The sequence below is a fragment of the Burkholderia sp. LMG 13014 genome (assembly GCF_905232215.1).
Classification (GTDB): Bacteria; Pseudomonadota; Gammaproteobacteria; order Burkholderiales; family Burkholderiaceae; genus Burkholderia.
In genome coordinates, this window is the sequence record NZ_CAJNKE010000841.1 from 1 (window position 1) to 1995 (window position 1995).

At 66.4% G+C, this 1995-nt stretch carries 1 protein-coding gene and 1 pseudogene; both read left to right on the forward strand.

Features of this window, described 5'->3' with window-relative positions; translation table 11 throughout:
• Window positions 1-152: 152 nt before the first annotated feature.
• Window positions 153-1247 (forward strand): uroporphyrinogen decarboxylase, encoded by a 1095-nt coding sequence (hemE, locus tag JYJ84_RS35250; protein WP_302478319.1) that lies wholly within the window; start codon window positions 153-155, stop codon window positions 1245-1247.
• A gap of 454 nt (window positions 1248-1701) precedes the next feature.
• Window positions 1702-1995 (forward strand): annotated as a pseudogene (locus JYJ84_RS35255) (primosomal protein N'); the annotation flags it as partial.

Genomic DNA, 1995 nt, shown 5'->3' on the forward strand with positions numbered 1-1995 from the left:
CATCGGTCTCCTCCCTGGTTTCGTTCGATATGAGCGTCCGATCATAACGGAGCCATCGCGCGCGTCATATGGCCGCCATCGCGTCGGCATGCGCAGCCTTGTGGCGGCTGTCCGGTAAAATGCCGGTTTGCCCTCGCATCGTCGCTCCTACCGTGGCCCATACCCTGCTCAACGACACCTTCCTGCGTGCGCTTCTGCGCGAGCCGACCGACTACACGCCGATCTGGCTGATGCGCCAGGCCGGCCGCTACCTGCCCGAATACAACGCGACGCGCGCGCGCGCCGGTAGCTTCCTCGGTCTCGCGAAGAATCCCGACTACGCGACCGAAGTGACGCTGCAGCCGCTCGAGCGCTTTCCGCTCGACGCCGCGATCCTGTTCTCGGACATCCTGACGATTCCGGACGCGATGGGGCTCGGCCTCGACTTCCAGGTCGGCGAAGGGCCGAAGTTCGCGCATCCGGTGCGCACCGAGGCCGACGTCGCGAAGCTTGCGGTACCGGACATCGAAGAGACGCTCGGCTACGTGACGGGCGCCGTGCGCGAGATCCGCCGCGCGCTCACCGACGGCCAGGGCCGCCAGCGCGTGCCGCTGATCGGCTTCTCGGGCAGCCCGTGGACGCTCGCGTGCTACATGGTCGAAGGCGGCGGGTCGGACGATTTCCGCACGGTGAAGTCGATGGCGTATTCGCGCCCCGACCTGATGCACCGGATCCTCGACGTGAACGCGCAGGCGGTGGCCGCGTACCTGAACGCGCAGATCGAAGCGGGCGCCCAGGCCGTGATGATCTTCGATACGTGGGGCGGCGCGCTGGCGGACGGCGCGTACCAGCGCTTCTCGCTGGACTACATCCGCCGCGTGGTTGCGCAGCTCAAGCGCGAGCACGACGGCGAGCGCGTGCCGGTGATCACGTTCACGAAGGGCGGCGGGCTGTGGCTCGAGGAGATCGCGGCCACCGGCGTCGACGCGGTCGGGCTCGACTGGACGGTCAACCTTGGCGCCGCGCGCGAGCGCGTCGCGGGCAAGGTCGCGCTGCAAGGCAACCTCGACCCGACGATCCTGTTTGCGCCGCCCGCCGCGGTACGTGAGCAGGCGCGCGCGGTGCTCGACAGCTATGGCAACCATCCGGGCCATGTGTTCAACCTCGGGCACGGCATTTCGCAATTCACGTCGCCCGATCACGTCGCCGAACTCGTCGACGAAGTGCATAGCCACAGCCGCGCGATCCGTAGCGGAGCCGCCGGCTGAACGCAAGCGCTGTCATGCTGCACTGCGGGGTGACAGCGTTTCGCTGTTGGCGCTAAACAGGGCGCAACCCCGCACCGGTTGCCGATTCAGTGCTTGTCAAGACTTGACTTATACACATTTTCCTCGTTGCAGCGCGGTAGAGCCCTGTATCGGTCAATTTGTCTCGCTATGGTTCGGTAATTTGAATAGCAGCCTTATGGAATAAGGCTCTGCGGGGCACCGCGACAAGCGCGGAAAATCAGCGGAAAGCGCGGCCCCGCGCGCGTTGCGGCCAGTGAGCAACGAGTTCTCAACAAAGTTATCCACAGGCTGGGCAGGGTATACGGCGATTCCTAATGCGAATCCAAAACTTAGCGCCGAATCTGAAGTTTTACTTTAAGTCCGTCGCCTCGATGCGGGCGCGGATGCCGGCTGTCCATGGCCATGCGGCGCGTGCCGCCGCCGGAGCGCCGTAATGAGCGGTACCTATCTGCGCGTCGCGCTCGACCATCCGCTCGCCACCCTGTTCGATTACCGCTGCGACGCGCAACCGGCGCCCGGGCCCGGCACGCTCGTGCAGGTGCCGTTCGGCAAGCGGCAGGCCGTCGGGCTGGTCTGCGAAGTGACGACTCACACCGACGTGCCGCCGTCCCGGCTGCGCGCGATCGACGCGATCTGCACCGACCTGCCGCCGTTGTCGCCGGACTGGCTCGCGCTCGTATCGTTCGCCGCCGACTACTACCAGCGCGGGCGTGGCGAGGTCGCGCTG